The 15,457-nt window shown below is 72.0% G+C and carries 14 protein-coding genes; 5 read left to right on the top strand and 9 right to left on the bottom strand.

What is annotated here, in order from left to right; genetic code table 11:
* Positions 1-23 precede the first annotated feature (23 nt).
* Positions 24-1,469: a cytosine permease gene (locus ACIPK4_RS05880; protein ID WP_402309542.1), complete on the top strand. Its 1,446-nt coding sequence runs from the start codon at positions 24-26 to the stop codon at positions 1,467-1,469.
* Positions 1,470-1,554: 85 nt separating this feature from the next.
* Here ACIPK4_RS05880 and ACIPK4_RS05875 read toward each other — a convergent pair whose 3' ends face one another.
* From ACIPK4_RS05875 to ACIPK4_RS05855, 5 genes are all read right to left on the bottom strand, one after another.
* Positions 1,555-1,989, bottom strand: coding sequence for a hypothetical protein (locus ACIPK4_RS05875; RefSeq protein ID WP_402309541.1), 435 nt, complete (start codon positions 1,987-1,989; stop codon positions 1,555-1,557).
* Positions 1,990-2,349: 360 nt separating this feature from the next.
* Positions 2,350-3,435, bottom strand: coding sequence for a branched-chain amino acid aminotransferase (locus ACIPK4_RS05870; protein WP_054223572.1), 1,086 nt, complete (start codon positions 3,433-3,435; stop codon positions 2,350-2,352).
* Between the two features lie 230 nt (positions 3,436-3,665).
* On the bottom strand, positions 3,666-4,706 hold the full coding sequence (locus ACIPK4_RS05865) for a 3-isopropylmalate dehydrogenase (RefSeq protein WP_402309539.1): 1,041 nt from the start codon (positions 4,704-4,706) through the stop codon (positions 3,666-3,668).
* Between the two features lie 102 nt (positions 4,707-4,808).
* On the bottom strand, positions 4,809-4,937 hold the full coding sequence (locus ACIPK4_RS05860) for a hypothetical protein (protein WP_402309538.1): 129 nt from the start codon (positions 4,935-4,937) through the stop codon (positions 4,809-4,811).
* A 260-nt stretch (positions 4,938-5,197) separates the two neighbouring features.
* On the bottom strand, positions 5,198-6,094 hold the full coding sequence (locus ACIPK4_RS05855; protein ID WP_402309537.1) for a LysR family transcriptional regulator: 897 nt from the start codon (positions 6,092-6,094) through the stop codon (positions 5,198-5,200).
* A 101-nt stretch (positions 6,095-6,195) separates the two neighbouring features.
* Between ACIPK4_RS05855 and ACIPK4_RS05850 the strand changes: the two genes are divergently transcribed.
* Together ACIPK4_RS05850 and ACIPK4_RS05845 are read left to right on the top strand one after the other, a co-directional pair.
* On the top strand, positions 6,196-7,212 hold the full coding sequence (locus tag ACIPK4_RS05850; RefSeq protein ID WP_402309535.1) for an NADP-dependent oxidoreductase: 1,017 nt from the start codon (positions 6,196-6,198) through the stop codon (positions 7,210-7,212).
* 119 nt (positions 7,213-7,331) lie between these two features.
* On the top strand, positions 7,332-9,362 hold the full coding sequence (locus ACIPK4_RS05845; protein WP_402309533.1) for a phosphocholine-specific phospholipase C: 2,031 nt from the start codon (positions 7,332-7,334) through the stop codon (positions 9,360-9,362).
* Positions 9,363-9,380: 18 nt separating this feature from the next.
* On the opposite strand, the gene ACIPK4_RS05840 is transcribed toward ACIPK4_RS05845, so the two are convergent.
* Both ACIPK4_RS05840 and ACIPK4_RS05835 read right to left on the bottom strand, forming a co-directional pair.
* The gene (locus ACIPK4_RS05840) at positions 9,381-9,926 is read right to left on the bottom strand and encodes a GNAT family N-acetyltransferase (protein ID WP_402309531.1); all 546 of its coding nucleotides are present in this window, start codon (positions 9,924-9,926) and stop codon (positions 9,381-9,383) included.
* A 45-nt stretch (positions 9,927-9,971) separates the two neighbouring features.
* Positions 9,972-10,403: a MarR family winged helix-turn-helix transcriptional regulator gene (locus tag ACIPK4_RS05835; protein WP_402309530.1), complete on the bottom strand. Its 432-nt coding sequence runs from the start codon at positions 10,401-10,403 to the stop codon at positions 9,972-9,974.
* A gap of 87 nt (positions 10,404-10,490) precedes the next feature.
* Between ACIPK4_RS05835 and ACIPK4_RS05830 the strand changes: the two genes are divergently transcribed.
* Positions 10,491-11,417 carry a zinc-binding alcohol dehydrogenase family protein gene (locus ACIPK4_RS05830; protein ID WP_402309528.1) on the top strand — a complete coding sequence of 309 codons (927 nt, stop codon included), beginning with the start codon at positions 10,491-10,493 and terminating at the stop codon, positions 11,415-11,417.
* Between the two features lie 96 nt (positions 11,418-11,513).
* On the opposite strand, the gene pruA is transcribed toward ACIPK4_RS05830, so the two are convergent.
* Both pruA and ACIPK4_RS05820 read right to left on the bottom strand, forming a co-directional pair.
* Positions 11,514-13,145 (bottom strand): L-glutamate gamma-semialdehyde dehydrogenase, encoded by a 1,632-nt coding sequence (gene pruA, locus ACIPK4_RS05825; protein WP_054223580.1) that lies wholly within the window; start codon positions 13,143-13,145, stop codon positions 11,514-11,516.
* A 30-nt stretch (positions 13,146-13,175) separates the two neighbouring features.
* Positions 13,176-14,102 carry a proline dehydrogenase family protein gene (locus ACIPK4_RS05820; protein ID WP_402309526.1) on the bottom strand — a complete coding sequence of 309 codons (927 nt, stop codon included), beginning with the start codon at positions 14,100-14,102 and terminating at the stop codon, positions 13,176-13,178.
* A gap of 197 nt (positions 14,103-14,299) precedes the next feature.
* Between ACIPK4_RS05820 and ACIPK4_RS05815 the strand changes: the two genes are divergently transcribed.
* Entirely contained in the window at positions 14,300-15,445 is a 1,146-nt protein-coding gene (locus ACIPK4_RS05815; protein WP_402309524.1) for a PucR family transcriptional regulator, read from the top strand.
* The last annotated feature ends 12 nt before the right edge of the window (positions 15,446-15,457 follow it).

Raw genomic sequence — 15,457 nt, 5'->3', positions numbered from 1 at the left:
CGCCCTGCCAAGGGAGTCCCCCCATGCCCATCGAACAGCGCGGAGTCGACACCATCCCGGAGGAGGAGCGGACGAGCGGGCCCCGTGACCTGATCTCGATCCTGCTCGGCTCGAACCTCTGCCTCGGGGTGATCGTGTTCGGCTGGCTGCCCCCGTCCTTCGGACTGGGCCTGTGGCCCTCGGTCACCGCCATCGTGACCGGCACGCTGGCCGGCATCGTCTTCACCGCGCCGCTGGCGCTGGTGTCCCTGCGCACGGCGACCAACCTCTCCACCTCCAGCGGCGCCCAGTTCGGCGTACGCGGCCGCCTCGTCGGCTCCGTCGTCGGCCTGCTGCTCGCCCTCGGCTACACCGCGCTCACCCTCTGGATCGGCGGTGACGTGATGGTCGGCGCCCTGTCCCGGCTCACCGGCCTGCCGGACACCGGAGCCACCCGCGCCGTGATGTACGGGGTGCTGGCCGCCTTCACCGTCGTCGGGGCCGTCTTCGGCTACCGGCTGCTGCTGCGCATGAGCAAGGTCCTGTCCATCGGCATGGTGGTCCTGCTCGCCGTCGGCGTGTACGCGTACGCCCCCGGCTTCACCACCGCCGCGCCGCCGCAGACCTCGTACCTGCTCGGCTCCTTCTGGCCGACCTGGCTGCTCGCCGCCGTCGCCGCCGGGCTCAGCGGTCCCGTCGCGTTCATCACCCTGCTCGGCGACTACACCCGCTACATCTCCCCGCGCCGGCACAGCCCCCGCAAGGTGTTCTGGTCCACCGGGCTCGGCCTGCTGATCGGCCTGCTGGTCCCGCAGCTGTTCGGCACGTACACCGCGCTCGCCGCCAAGGCCGGCACCGACTACGCCGGCCCGCTCGTGGACGCCGCACCGTTCTGGTACCTGCTCCCGCTGCTCGCCGCCGCCGCGGCCGGCTCGGTGGGCAACGCCGGGCTGATGCTCTACTCCATGGGCCTCGACCTCGACGCCATCGTCCCCAGGGCCACCCGGGCCAAGGCCACGCTCGTCGCCGCGGGGGTCGCCACCGCGTTCGTCTTCGTCGGCTCCTTCGAGTGGGACGTACAGTCCGCGATGACCTCGTTCGTCCTGCTGCTGACCGCGATCGGCACGCCGTGGGCCGTCATCACCCTGATCGGCTACGTCCGCTGCCGCGGGCAGTACGACGCCGACGCCCTCCAGGTCTTCAACCGCCGCTCGGTGGGCGGGATCTACTGGTACCGCGCCGGCTGGAACGTGGCCGCGACCGTCTCCTGGGCCGTCGGCGCGGGAGTCGGCCTGCTCGCCGTGACGACCCCCTTCTACGAGGGCCCCCTGCTCGCCCTGACCGGCGGGGTGGACTGCTCCTTCGTCCTCTCCGGCTTGGCCGGCGGCTTGGCCTACACGGCCCTGACCTTCCGGAGCGCGGCCACGACGGCGGCCGCGCCCGCCGACGCGGGCGACACCGCGGGCCGGGTGGCCCTCGCCGTCGACTGACGGCGACGGCCTCGGCCGGTGCACGCCGCGGGCCCCGGGGGGACGTCCCCCCGGGGCCCGCGCTGGCCGGAGCCGCCGCCGTGCGTCAACGGCAGTTGTGCGCGGTCGTCGCCTGGGCGGCCGCCGTGTCCAGCGCCTGGATCTGCGGCTGGAGCTGGGTGATCGCGTCCTTGCCCGTGGTGTCGCCCGGCAGGTCCTCGTAGGCCTTCTTGAGGTTCTCCGCGGCCGACGTGACGGCCTCCTTCTCGGCGGACTTCAGCGCCGAGCTGCTCTCCTTGACGTTCTTCCAGTCGTTCTGGACGGCGTCGTACGCCGACTTCAGCTGGTCCTTGGTGGCCGTGGCCGGGTTCAGCGCCTTGAGTGCGGCGTTGTCCGACTTCAGCTGGACCAGGTTGGCGCACAGCGCCGCGCTGGCCGACGAGGCTGCCTCCGCCGGCGTCGCGTTGTCGTCGCTGGAGCATGCCGAGGCGCCGAGTACCACGGCCGCACAGAGCAGGCCGGAGGCAACGAACCGCTTCATGGGGATCCGCCTTCCCGCCGGCCGCAACGGCCGACGCACGAGAGATTCACGCCGCTCGGGCGTACCGTGCCGCCCGGAGCCGGTGTCCGGCGCCGCAAGGGCAGGCGCGATCAACGTCGCACGCCCGTACGTCCGCCGCATCTCCGGACCGACCGGTCCCGGGCACCCGCAGCCGGCGGCGGGCGGGGCCGCAGGGCCCGTGGGCACTGGCCCGGGCGGCCACCGCGACCGGGGCGGGCGACGGGTGCGGGGCGGCGCCGGGGTACCCCCGTCCGGGTGGCCCGGACACACCGAGAAGGGGTCCCGGCCGCCCGGCCGGGACCCCTTCTCGGTGTTCTTCGTGACGCCTGCGCGGCAGAGCTAGCCGAGCGGGTGCATCCAGCCGTGGGTGTCGGCGGTGTGGCCGGTCTGCAGGTCCAGCAGCGCCTTGCGGAGCTTCATGGTGACCTCGCCGGGCTCGCCGCTGCCCTGGGTCCAGTTGGCGCGCTCGGACTTGACCGAGCCGACCGGGGTGATGACGGCGGCGGTGCCGCAGGCGAACACCTCGGTCAGGGTGCCGTTCTCGTTGTCGCGCTTCCAGTCCTCGGTGGAGATGCGTCCCTCCTCGGCGGTGTAGCCGAGGTCGCGGGCGATGGTGAGGAGGGAGTCGCGGGTGATGCCCGGCAGGAGCGAGCCGGTCAGCTCCGGCGTGACGATGCGGTCGCCGTACACGAAGTACAGGTTCATGCCGCCCATCTCCTCGATCCAGCGGTGCTCGACGGCGTCGAGCCAGACCACCTGGTCGCAGCCGTGCGAGGCGGCCTCGGCCTGGGCCACGAGGGAGGCCGCGTAGTTGCCGCCGGTCTTGGCCGCACCCGTACCGCCCTTGACGGCGCGCACGTACTCCTCGGAGAGCCAGACGGAGACGGGCTTGACGCCGCCGGGGAAGTACGCACCGGCGGGCGAGGCGATGACCATGAACAGGAACTCGTTGGCCGGGCGGACGCCCAGACCGACCTCGGACGCGAACATGAACGGCCGCAGGTACAGGGAGGCCTCGCCGGAGGAGGGCACCCAGGCACTGTCCTGCTTGATGAGCGCGTCGCAGGCCTCGATGAAGAGGTCGGCCGGCAGCTCGGGCATCGCCATGCGGCGGGCGGAGGCCTGGAAGCGCTCGGCGTTGGCCTGCGGCCGGAACGTCGCGACGGTGCCGTCGGGCTGGCGGTAGGCCTTCAGGCCCTCGAAGATCGTCTGCGCGTAGTGCAGGGTCATGTTCGCCGGGTCGATCGACAGCGGCGCGTACGGGACCAGCTCGGCGTCGTGCCAGCCGCGGCCCTCGGTCCACTTGATCGTCACCATGTGGTCGGTGAAGTGGCGGCCGAAGCCGGGGCTGGCCAGGATCGCCTCGCGCTCCGCATCGGACAGCGGGTTCGAGGAGGGCTTGAGCTCGATCGTGGGCGTCGTCATGAGTGCTTGTCCTTCACCGGTTTTGTAGGGCGGACCGCGCTCACGGCGTACAGGACGTTGAGCTTCCCCGCATTCCGCGGTCTCGCGTTCGATTATCGCTCGCAAGATGCGTTCGGTGAAGCGGGGTGAATGCGGCCCAGGGGAGATGGTGGCACCCGGGGCCGCACAGGAAAAGCCGCCGGGTGCGTTGGTCACGCGACCCGGCGGCTTCCTGAGGTGGAGCTGCCGGGTCAGCCGGCTACTCGCTCGGCGAGGGCGTCGCCGATCTGGTCGGTGGTGCGGAACGTGCCGTCGCGCTCCGCGAGGTCGGCGGAGACCGCGTCCTCGATGCGGGCGGCCCGGTCCTCGTGGCCGAGGTGGCGCAGCAGGAGGGCCACGGACAGGATCGTCGCGGTCGGGTCCGCCTTGCCGGTGCCGGCGATGTCCGGGGCCGAGCCGTGGACGGGCTCGAACATGGACGGGAAGGCGCCGGTCGGGTTGATGTTCCCGGAGGCGGCGAGGCCGATTCCGCCGGTCACGGCGGCGGCCAGGTCGGTGAGGATGTCACCGAAGAGGTTGTCCGTGACGATGACGTCGAAGCGCTCGGGCTGGGTGACGAAGAAGATCGTCGCGGCGTCGACGTGCAGGTAGTCGGTGGTGACCTCGGGGTACTCCTGGCCGACCTTGTCGAAGATGTTCTTCCACATGTGGCCGGCGTACACGAGGACGTTGTTCTTGTGGACCAGCGTCAGCTTCTTGCGGGGGCGGGAGTTGGCCCGCTCGTACGCGTCGCGCACCACGCGCTCCACGCCGTACGCGGTGTTGACGCTGACCTCGGTGGCCACCTCGGCGGGGGTGCCGGTGCGCAGGCTGCCGCCGTTGCCGGTGTACGGGCCCTCGGTGCCCTCGCGGACCACGACGAAGTCGATCTCCGGGCGGCCGGCGAGCGGGCTGGCCGTGTTCGGGAAGAGCTTCGACGGGCGCAGGTTGATGAAGTGGTCGAAGGCGAAGCGGAGCTTGAGCAGCAGGCCGCGTTCCAGTACGCCGGACGGGACCGACGGGTCGCCGATGGCGCCGAGCAGGATCGCGTCGTGCTGCTTGAGGGCTTCGAGTTCCTCGTCCGGGAGGGTCTCCCCGGTGCGGTGCCAGCGCCGGGCGCCGAGGTCGTACTCCTTGGTCTCCAGCTTCACATCCTGGGGCAGGACCGCGGTAAGGACCTTGAGGCCCTGAGCCACGACTTCCTGGCCGATGCCATCACCGGGGATCACTGCGAGATTGATGCTGGTCGACATGTCGGAACCGTACTCTCCATCCCAGCCCTCAGACATATTGCGTCCACCATGTGGACGCAATATGTCCCCGGACGGGGCCTCGTCCTGTGTCTCGCCCCGTGCTCAGTGGCCGGTGGAGCCGCCGTTGTCACGGCGGTCCAGGGCGCGCTGGAGGGCGGCGGCGGCGTTCTTGCGGTCGGCGTCGGCGGAGGAGGCGTGGCGGACGCGACGGGGAGCGGTGGATGCGGTCATGGTGATCGACTCCTTGAGATCACGGCGTGGCGGGGCCACGGATGAGGGGTTCCTTCAAGGCGCCGGAAGAGGCGGGGAGCTGCGCACCGCAGGGGTTGCCTGCTCAGGGCGCGCGCTCTCGACCGCCATTCGCCTGATCGGCGAGACGTTCGGCTTCTACAAAGCTAGGGCAGCTCCGGTTGTATGTCTCCGCAATTAGTCGGGCTTCCTACTATCTGAGACGGCCACCCTCTCGCAGGGCCCTGTCACAGGTCTCCGATTCAGGCCCTCTCGGAACGGAGTTCCCTGATCAGAGCCCTTACGGCGAGAGTGGACGCGGATTCCGGTGTGGTGACGTATCCCACGCGTCTCACGGGCCCCGAAGGGCCCAGTCCGGTGATGTCCACGGCGTCCGTGGCCTCGCGGAGCGACAGTCCGGGCAGGATCGCCATGCCGAGCCCGCGCCCGACCATGGTGAGCACCATCGCATCGTCCTCCGCCTTGACGGTGGCGCCCGGGATCCAGTCCTGCGCCCGCCACCAGTCGCGGGTGTACGAGCCGCAGTTCTCGTCCCAGTCCAGCAGGGGCAGCGACCGCGGATCCGGGTGCCCGGCCGGGTGGACCAGGGCGTACGCCTCCTCCACGAGCTCCCCGGTCAGCAGTCCGGGGAACGCCGGCTGTCCGGGGCCGAGCGTGGCGAGGGCCAGGTCCGCGCGGCCGGCCGCCACCTCGCCCGCACCGCCCGCCCCGAGCTCGCGCACCACCCGCACCTCGGGCCGGATTCCGGGGTGGCGGGCCGTGAGCCGCTCCAGGGCCGGGGGCAGCAGGTGCAGGGCCGCGCTGCGGAACGCCGCGATGCGCAGCACGCCCGTCGCGCCATCCCCGTCGCCGGCTCCGCCGCCCGCGGCGCGCACCTCCGCGCCGAGGTGTTCGTACAGCCGCAGGATGCGCCGGGCGAGGGCGACGGCCCGCTCCCCCGCCGGGGTGGGCGTGGCGCCGGCGCGGCCGCGCACGAAGAGCACCGCGCCGGTCTTGCCCTCGCTGCCGCGCACGGAGTGCGAGACCGCCGACTGGGTCAGACCCAGCCGGGCGGCCGCGGCGGAGAAGCCCCCGGTCTCGGCGACGGCGACCAGGACCCGGAGTTCGTGCGGGGCGAGCTCGGCAGTGCTTCCCGCCATGGGCGCTTCCACCTCGTTCTATGAGCAGTTCTCATGCATGTGCGGCTTCCATGAACCCAACCCCCTGCCCACGCCGGTCATTCCTTCCTAACGTCCTCGCCATGACCACGAACCACACCGCTCACGCCGTCCACCAGATCGCCCGCCCCACCGGCTTCCCCGCCGCGACCGACTTCGCGTACGTCGAGACCCCGGTGCCCTCCCCCGCCCCGGGCACCGCCCTGGTCGAGAACCTCCTGCTCTCGGTGGACCCGTACCACCGCGGGCTGATGGACGGCGGCGAGGGCGGTTTCGAGCTGAACACCCCGCTGGAGGGCCGGGCGGTGGGCCGGGTGATCGCCTCCCGCGACCCGGGGCTGCGCGAGGGCGACCTGGTCTTCCACCGCGAGGGCTGGCGCACCCACGCCCTCGTCACCCTCGGCGCGAACGGCACCCGGAGGCTGCGCGGCCACGCCGGCGTCCCGCTGGAGGCGTACCTGGGCATCCTGGGCGGCACCGGCCTCACCGCCTACGCCGCACTGACCCGGACGGCCGCGCTGCGCGAGGGCGAGGACGTCTTCGTCTCCGCCGCCGCGGGCGGAGTCGGCACCGCGACCGGCCACATGGCGCGGCTGCTGGGCGCCCGCCGGATCATCGGCAGCGCGGGCTCGGCGGCGAAGGTCCGCCACCTCACCGACGTGCTCGGCTTCGACGCCGCGTTCGACTACCACGACGGCCCGGTCGGCGAGCAGCTCGCACAGGCCGCGCCCGACGGCATCGACGTGTACGTGGACAACGTGGGCGGGGACCATCTGGCGGGCGCCATCGACGTGCTGCGCGAGTACGGGCGGATCGCCTGGGTCGGCGGCATTTCGATGTACAACGGGGACCGTTCGCCGGCCGCGCCCCGCAACCTCTTCGAGATCGTGCACAAGTCACTGCGGCTGGAAGGGGTATTGGTTCGCAATCACACCAATCTGCAGGATGAACTGGAAGACTTCCTGGTCCCTCATCTGCGCAGCGGCCGCGTGGGCACGGACACCACCGTTGTACAGGGGATCGACCGCACGGTGGACGCCTTCCTCGGGATGCTCCGGGGGAACAACGTGGGCAAGATGCTGGTCCGTCTCGGGGACTGATTGCAGCCACCTGGAAGTTCACCGTTTTCTTACCGCACGGACGTAGACCTTTGAACCGGCGCCCGCCACCCTTGCGCTCGATGTGCCAGCGGGGCACACGGGTTGGAGGCGAGTAGCCAGTGACACCGATCAGCCGCAGGGGTTTCGTGGGAATCGGCGCCGGGCTGGTGGCCGGTGCCGCCCTGCCCGCCGTCGCGGCGACGTCGGCGGCCGCGGCCGCTGCGAGCGGCACGATCACCGATGTGAAGCACGTCGTGATCCTGATGCAGGAGAACCGCAGCTTCGACCACTACTTCGGCAAGCTGAAGGGGGTGCGCGGCTTCGGTGACCGCGCCGCGGGCAACATCCCGGGCGGCTGGGGTACGTTCAACCAGCCCAACTGGGGCGGCCGCCAGTACCCGTGGAAGCTGTCCGCCACGCCGCCGGCCGGCGGCGTGGACGGCGCGACCCTCGCCCAGTGCAGCGGCGACCTCCCGCACAGCTGGACCTCACAGCACGCCGCCTGGAACAAGGGCCGGATGGACAACTGGGTCCTGGGCGTCGGCAACACCCGCACCCTCGGCCACCTGGACCGCGGCGACATACCGTTCCACTACGGGCTCGCCGACAACTACACGATCTGCGACGCGTACTTCTGCTCCACGCTGAGCGCGACCGGCCCGAACCGCACCTTCCTGTGGAGCGGCAAGGTCGACGCGGGCAGCAAGGACGGCGGCGACGAGTCCGGGCTGACGTGGGAGACGTACGCGGAGGCCCTGCAGCGCGCCGGCATGAGCTGGAAGGTCTACCAGAACGCCCAGGACAACTACGGCGACAACGGTCTGGCCTACTTCAAGAAGTTCACGGACGCGGCGCCCGGCAACCCCCTGTGGGACCGCGGCATGGCCTCCGTCCCGAGGGTGACCGGCTCCACCCCCGACGACATCGCGGCCGCCATCCGTGCCGACGTCGTCGCCGGAACCCTGCCGCAGGTCTCCTGGGTCGTCGCGAACGAGGCCTTCTCTGAGCACCCGTACGCCCCGCCGGGCGACGGCGCGCACTTCGTGGACCTGGTCTACCGGGCGCTGGCGGCGAACCCCGAGGTCTTCGACTCCACTGTCCTCTTCCTGAACTACGACGAGAACGACGGCTTCTTCGACCACGTCCCGCCGCCCGTCGCCCCGCCCGGCACGCCTGACGAGTACATCGACGGCGTCCCGATCGGCCTCGGCTTCCGCGTCCCGATGCTCGTCATGTCCCCCTGGACGCGCGGCGGCTGGGTGAGCTCCGAGGTCTTCGACCACACCTCGGTGCTGCGCTTCATGGAGACCTGGACGGCCGCCCTGGGCACCCCCGCGACCTGTCCGAACATCAGCGCGTGGCGCCGCAAGGTGGTCGGCGACCTGACCGGCGTCTTCGACTTCGCGCACCCGGTGTACGGGGTCCCGGCCGGGCTGCCCCCGACCGCGAAGGTCATCGGCCAGTCGACCTGCGGCCCGCTGCCCAACCCGGCGCCGCAGGACAACGCGCTTCCGGCGCAGGAGGCCGGCACCCGGCCGGCGCGGGCCCTTCCCTACCAGGTGAACGGCAACCTGGACCGCTTCGAGTTCGGCGCGGCCGGAAAGATCCTGGCCTGGTTCTCGATGTCCAACCAGGGGGCGCAGGCGAAGCGGGCGGCGCACTTCTCGATCCACCCGCACCAGTACCGGGACACCGCCGCCTGGGAGTACACGGTCGACCCGGGCGCGACGACGGCCGACTGGTTCAGCATCGGGCTCGGCAGCGGCTCCGGGAAGTACGACATCTCGATGTACGGGCCGAACCGCTTCCTGCGCCGGTTCATCGGTGACGCGTCGAAGGCGGGCAAGGCGATCGAGGTGGCCTCGCGCTTCGCGGTGGAGCCGGGCACGGGCAAGATGGCCGTCTGGTTCAAGATGACGAACACGTCGGCCGCGCCGGTCACCTTCACGATCCGCGCGAACGCCTACCGCTCGGACGGCCCGTGGACGTACACCGTCCCGGCGAACTCCTCGCGCGAGGACTTCTTCAACTCGGTCGCCTACAACAACGGCTGGTACGACTTCACGATCCTCGCCGACGGCGACGGCACCTGGTCACGCCGCTACACCGGCCACATCGAGACGGGCGCACCGAGCATCAGCGGCTCGTAGCACCCGCCGCCGAGCCCGTCAGAGCACGTCGCCGTTGCGCCAGTCGAACCACAGGCCCCCGGCGGGGTCCGGCAGGGCCCCGCCGTCGGGCACCCACAGGTACGTCGAGCCCTCCTCTTCGGGCAGGGCCCGGGGGCCGGGCGGCGCGAGGGTGCCGAGCCGCCCGCCCCACACGGTCCAGCCGCGGGCGTCGTACAGCGCGGCGCCCGCGTCGGAGGCGGAGAGGGCGCCGAGGTCGTAGGCGCGGGCGATGACGTCCTCCAGCGCGGCCATGACCCGGGCGCCGAGACCCTGCCGGCGCCGGTCCGCCCGGACGGCCACGGCCTCGACGTACCCGGTCCGCAGGGCCCGCCCCCGGTGCACCACCCGGCGCTGCACCACGCTCCCGTGCGCGACGAGCTCCCCGTCCCGGTGGACCAGGGCGTGCATCCCGCCGAGGGCGTGTTCGAAGTCCGCGTCGCAGAAGTCCCCCTCGAAGGCGCGGCCGAGCAGGGCGCGGATCCCGTCGAGGGCTTCCGGGCCGAGCTGTGAGGTGTGCAGGAGGCGGATGGGCGCGTCGCTCATGCCCCCAGTCTGGCGCGCAACCGCACCGGTCCGTCCGCGCCGGGGCTACGGGGCTTCGTGGATGCGGGTCAGCAGGGTCGTCAGCTGTTCGCGTTCGGCGGGGGTCAGCGGGGAGAGGAACTGCGCGTTCGCCGTTTCGGCCAGGGCCGCGCAGCGGGTCAGGGCGGCCGTTCCGGCCGGGGTGAGGGTGACCGCGTTCTTGCGGCGGTCCGCCGGGTTCGGGGCGCGCAGGACGAGGCCGGTGCCCTCCAGGTGGTTGAGGAGCCCGACCAGGTCCTTGGGGTCGATGCCGAGCAGCCGGCCGAGGTCGGCCTGGGCCACCGGGCCGTGTTCGGCGGTCGCCGCCAGGACCGCGTGGTGGGCGAGCTTCAGCCCCTCCGCGGCGAGCGCGTCGGCGACCAGGGCGCGTCCGCGGGCCGCGACGCGGCCGACGAGCCAGCTCGGCAGGGACTGGATGTGCGCGAGGGCCGATGTCATGGGCCAAGCCTAGCCATTCGTTGGCAGTCCCCACGACTTCAGATATCGTTGGGATATCCAATGACTCTGACCCGGTCGGGAGGCCCTGTGCTGCGCATCCGTTATGACGTCCCCGGCGGACCCGAGGTGCTGTTCGCCGAGGAGGTCCCCGTACCCGTACCGGGTGCCGGGGAGCTGCTCGTACGGGCCGAGGCCATCGGGGTCACCCTGCCCGTCGTCCGCAAGCTGCGGGAGGCGGCCGAGCCGGTCGCGCTGGGCGGGGAGGTCGCCGGCACGGTGGCCGCGCTCGGCGAGGGGGTGACGGGCTTCGCCGTCGGGGAGCGCGTCACCGGGCTGTGCTTCGGCCACGGCTACGCCGAGTACGCCGTCCTGCACACCGCCATGGCCTCCCGGGTGCCCGCCGGAGCCACCCCGGTGGACGCGGTCGCGCTCGTGCGCAGCGGGCTCGTCGCCCGCGGCGCCTGGGAGGCCGGGCGGATCCGGCCCGGGGAGTCGGTCCTGGTGACGGCCGCCGCCGGCGGGGTCGGCAGCCTGGCGCTCCAGCTGGCCCGGGCGGGGACGGCCGGCCGGGTGGTGGCCGCCGTCTCCCGCCCGGACAAGGCGGAGTTCGTGCGCGGCCTCGGCGCCGACGAGGTGGTGCTGTACGAGGACCCCGCCTCCTGGGGCGCCCCGTACGACGTGGTCCTCGACGGGGTCGGCGGCGCGTTGCTCGGCCCGGCCGTCCGGGCCCTGGCCACGGAGGGGCGGCTGGTGGCGTACGGCTCCGGCGGCGGCACGGTGGAGGCGTACGAACTGCTGGTCCGCGGCGCCTCGGTGACCGGCTTCCAGATCCGGGCGGTCGCGCAGGGCCGGCCCGCGACGTACGAAGGCTGGCGGCGCGCGCTGTGGGAGGCGTACGCGGACGGATCGCTGCGCCCGGCGGTGCACGAGGAGATCCCGCTCGCGGAGGCGGCCCGCGCCCACCGCGTCGTCGAGGAGCGGCGCAACCTCGGCAAGGTGGTCCTGGTCCCCTGAGTCCCTGAGGGACACGGGGCGGACTGGAACCGCCCCCGTTCCGGACTTGGGGGTACCGGAACGGGGGCGGGGTTCAGCGGGGCGGGATCCTCAGGATCAGCCCATGTGCGGGTAGCCGTACTCGGTCGGCGCGACCAGCGTCTCCTTGATGGAGCGGGTCGACACCCAGCGGTGCAGGTTGCTCGCGGCGCCGGCCTTGTCGTTCGTGCCCGAGGCGCGGCCGCCGCCGAAGGGCTGCTGGCCGACGACGGCGCCGGTCGACTTGTCGTTGATGTAGAAGTTGCCCGCCGCGAAGCGGAGCTTCTCCATCGCGTCCGCGGCCGCGTAGCGGTCGGAGGCGATGATCGAGCCGGTCAGCGCGTAGGCGGAGACGGACTCCATCTGTGCGAGCATCGCGTCGAACTCGGCGTCCTCGTAGACGTGGACGGCGAGGATCGGGCCGAAGTACTCGGTCGTGAAGACCTCGTTCTCCGGGTCGGTGCACGCGATGACGGTCGGGCGGACGAAGTAGCCCTCCGAGTCGTCGTAGCTGCCGCCGGCGATGATCTCGCAGGTCGGGTCGGCCTTGGCGCGGTCGATCGCGGCCTTGTTCTTCGCGAACGAGCGCTCGTCGATGACGGCGCCGATGAAGTTGGTCAGGTCGCGGACGTCACCCATGGTGATGCCGTCGACCTCGGCCGCGAAGGCCTCCTTGAAGCCGTCGTTCCAGATCGAGGCCGGGATGTAGGCGCGCGAGGAGGCCGAGCACTTCTGGCCCTGGAACTCGAAGGAGCCGCGGGTCAGGGCGGTCTTCAGGACGGCGCGGTCCGCGGACGGGTGGGCGACGACGAAGTCCTTGCCGCCGGTCTCGCCGACCAGGCGCGGGTAGGACTTGTACTTCTCGATGTTGTTGCCGACGGTCTTCCACAGGTACTGGAAGGTCTTGGTCGAACCCGTGAAGTGGATGCCGGCCAGCTCGGGGTGGTTCAGGGCCACCTCGGAGACGGCGATGCCGTCGCCCGTCACCAGGTTGATGACGCCCTTCGGCAGGCCGGCCTCCTCCAGGAGCTCCATCAGGAGGACCGCGGAGTGGGTCTGCGTCGGGGACGGCTTCCAGACGACCACGTTGCCCATCAGGGCGGGGGCGGTCGGCAGGTTGCCGGCGATGGCCGTGAAGTTGAACGGCGTGATCGCGTAGACGAAGCCTTCGAGCGGGCGGTGGTCGCTGCGGTTCCACACGCCGGCGGAGTTCGCGACCGGCTGCTCGGCCAGGATCTGGCGGGCGAAGTGGACGTTGAAGCGCCAGAAGTCGACGAGCTCGCACGGGGTGTCGATCTCGGCCTGCTGCGCGGTCTTCGACTGGCCCAGCATGGTGGACGCGGCCAGCTTCTCGCGCCACGGGCCGGACAGCAGCTCGGCGGCGCGCAGGATGATGGCGGCGCGGTCGTCGAACGACATCGCGCGCCAGGCCGGGGCGGCGGCCAGGGCCGCGTCGACGGCCTCCCGGGCGTCGGCCTCGGTGGCGTTGGCGTAGGTGCCGAGCACGGACTTGTGGTCGTGCGGCTGGACCACGTCGAAGCGCTCGCCCCCGCCCATGCGCTTGACGCCGTTGATCGTCATCGGCAGGTCGATGGGGTTCTCGGACAGCTGCTTGAGCTGCGTTTCGAGGCGCGCGCGCTCCGGGGTGCCGGGGGCGTACGAGTGGACCGGCTCGTTGACCGGCGCGGGGACCTGGGTCACAGCATCCATGGGACTGGTAACTCCTTGACCTGGTTCTGGCTAGTTCTTGGTGATCATCGAGCGGAGGAAGAACAGGAGGTTGGCCGGCTTCTCGGCGAGGCGCCGCATGAAGTAGCCGTACCAGTCCGTTCCGTACGCGGTGTAGACGCGCATGCGGTGTCCCTCGGCGGCGAGCCGCAGGTGCTCCTCGCTGCGGATGCCGTACAGCATCTGGAACTCGTACTCGTCCAGCTTGCGCCCCGCCGTGCGGGCGAGCTCCTGGGCGATGGCGATCAGGCGCGGGTCGTGCGACCCGATCATCGGGTAGCCCTCGCCCTCCATCAGCGTCTTCAGGATGCGGACGTACGCCTTGTCGATCTCGGTCTTGTCCTGGTACGCGACCTCGGCGGGCTCCTTGTAGGCGCCCTTCACGATCCGGACGCGGCTGCCGGCGGCGGCCAGGCGGCGGGCGTCGGCCTCGGTGCGGAAGAGGTACGCCTGGATCACGCAGCCGGTCTGCGGGAAGTCCCGGCGCAGCTCCTCGTGGATGGCGAACATCGAGTCGAGGGTGGTGTGGTCCTCGGCGTCCAGCGTGACGGTGGTGCCGATGGCGGCGGCGGCCTCGACGACCGGGCGGACGTTGGCGAGGGCGAGCTCGTGGCCGCCCTCCAGCGCCTGGCCGAACATCGACAGCTTGACGGACATCTCGACGGTCTCGCCCAGCTCCAGGCCCGCCAGGTGCTCGATGAGCTCGAGGTAGGCGTCACGCGCGGCGTAGGACTGCTCCACGGTGGTGATGTCCTCACCCACCACGTCGAGCGTGATCTCCAGGCCCTTCTGCGTGAGGTCCTTGACGATCGGGATGACCTGGTCGACCGTCTCGCCGGGGATGAACCGGGTCACCACGGGCTTGGTCACCGGGGCGGCAGAGACGATTCGGCGCATTTTGTCGCTGCGCGAAGCGGCGAGGATCGCGGGACCCAGCACGGGGCACCTCCTACAGGTGGCAGAAGCAGGCTCGCGGTCCGCGCGGGGTGGGCGGGACCGTAAGGAAAACGCATGTAAAACCACCGTGAAACCTAAGGATCGCTTTGATCCTCTGCCATCGACAGCTGTCACGCATCCGTGTCCCCGATCTCATACATCTGTCTGAAGACCAGGTTCCGGGGTGGGAGAATGTCCGGGTGAAGGGCGATTACCAGGACCTGGTGGATGAGATCTCGGCGCTGCTCGGCGCCCCGGCGACGCTGGAGAACCGGGACTTCCGCCTCATCGCCTTCGGCGCGCACGACAGCGAAGACGACCTCGCGATGGACCCGGTACGGACCCGCTCGATCCTGACCCGGCAGTCGACGGCGGCCGTGCGGGCCTGGTTCGAGGCCTTCGGCATCGCGCGGGCGACGGGGCCGGTCCGCATTCCGGCGGCCCCGGACGCGGGGGTCTTCCGGGGGCGGATCTGCCTGCCGGTGCGCTACCGCGGGATCGTGCAGGGGTACGTGTGGCTCCTCGACCAGGAGCCGGGCCCTGGGCCGGAGGTACTGGCGGCAGCCATGGACGTCGCCGAGCGGATCGGGATCCTGCTCGCGGAGGAGGCGAAGGCGGGGGCGGACCTGTCCCGAGAGTTCCGCGCGGCGCTCACGGCCGGCCGGGGCCGGCAGCAGGACATGGCGGTGGCCGCGCTCCGGATGGCCCTGGGCGCGGGGGCGGACGGGCTGCACGCGGTGGTGTGCGTGACGCCGTGGGCCGGCGAGGCCCCCGCCTCGGTACCGGGCACGGCGGCGGTGTGCACCGTCCCCTGGCCGGGGTCCGGTGACGACGGCGGCCTCGCCCTCGCCGTACTGGTCAGGCTCCGTTCCGCCGAGGTGCTCGTCCCCGCCGAGGGCGTCGCCACCCGGCTGCTGGCCCAGGGCGGCGCGACCGCCGGGATCGCGGAGCCCTGCCGGGGGCCGGCGGCCCTGGCCGACGCCTGGTCGCAGGCCTCGGCGGCGGCGCGGGCGGCAGCGGCCCAGCCCCGGTTCGGCACGGTGGCCCGGTGGTCGGCCATCGGCCCGTACCGGATGCTGGCGTCCCTCGCGGCCGCCGGCCCGGTGGGCGACCCGGCGACCCGGGTCCTGCGGGAGCCCGCGCACCGGGAACTGGCCCGTACCGCGGAGCTGTTCCTGGACTGCGCGGGCCAGGCGGGCCGCGCGGCGGCGGCCCTGGGCATCCACCGCCAGACCCTCTACTACCGGCTGGGACGGGTGGAGCAGCTGACCGGGCTGGACCTGGACGACGGCGAGGACCGCCTGTTGCTCCACATGGCCCTCAAAACGGCCCGCCTGCACGGCTGACCGGGCACACGG

This window comes from Streptomyces sp. NPDC086989, assembly GCF_044745505.1.
Classification (GTDB): Bacteria; Actinomycetota; Actinomycetes; order Streptomycetales; family Streptomycetaceae; genus Streptomyces.
Note: the sequence above shows the minus strand (reverse complement) of the source record. Positions and strands in the feature narration are given on the sequence as shown.